Raw genomic sequence first — 859 nt, forward strand, 5'->3', positions numbered from 1 at the left:
CGGTTTATCCCCGCACCTGCGGGGAATCGACGGCCATGTTCAGGGGCGCTGAAAGCGTCCACGGTTTATCCCCGCACCTGCGGGGAATCGCCAACTGACTAGCCGTTACGTCAATAGCGACCCGGTTTATCCCCGCACCTGCGGGGAATCGACTTGCCCCCCGACTCGTCAGGAGATTACGGCCGGTTTATCCCCGCACCTGCGGGGAATCGTGACCTGCCGTTTTTAAGCACAACACGAAAAGCGGTTTATCCCCGCACCTGCGGGGAATCGGCCGCAGCAGCCTAGATTTCCGTGGAATGTGTCGGTTTATCCCCGCACCTGCGGGGAATCGAAAGCGGTAATGGGTTTCTGTGCCCCGGTCCACGGTTTATCCCCGCACCTGCGGGGAATCGGGATGGTGTGGTCATCAGATAATTTTAAATCGCGGTTTATCCCCGCACCTGCGGGGAATCGGCGGCAGTGTTGTGCCGCTTGGGTTGATCTGGCGGTTTATCCCCGCACCTGCGGGGAATCGGCCTACATACGCCTCGAGCGCGGCAATGTGCGTAAACCGGTGAAGGTTGCCACCCATTCCATTTCAAAGCTGCCACCCGGACCGCGGCAAAGCTGCCACCCCAAGTGATGCTCAGTGCGGGGGGCTCATTTTTATTCTGAAGGTGGGTTTTCAGTCAACGCTTTTCGTTTTTTCCTCATCGATTCCCCTCTTAAATTGATCTTGTAGGCGTTGTGAACCAGTCGATCCAGGATTGCATCAGCCAGGGTGGCGTCACCAATGACGCCATGCCACTCCTCAAGCGGTAGCTGACTGGTGGCAATGGTTGAGCGTCTACCTTGTCGATCCTCCATGATTTCCAGT

General features: G+C 57.4%; 1 protein-coding gene and 1 CRISPR repeat array. The gene reads right to left on the bottom strand.

Features of this window, described 5'->3' with window-relative positions; genetic code table 11:
• A CRISPR array of direct repeats spans nucleotides 1-517; the repeat unit is 29 nt; unit sequence CGGTTTATCCCCGCACCTGCGGGGAATCG.
• Between the two features lie 131 nt (nucleotides 518-648).
• Nucleotides 649-859 (bottom strand): ATP-binding protein (locus BT114_RS13560; protein WP_177247096.1); only part of this gene is annotated, 211 nt, incomplete at its 5' end.

It is taken from the genome of Marinospirillum alkaliphilum DSM 21637 (genome assembly GCF_900119735.1).
GTDB lineage: Bacteria > Pseudomonadota > Gammaproteobacteria > Pseudomonadales > Halomonadaceae > Marinospirillum > Marinospirillum alkaliphilum.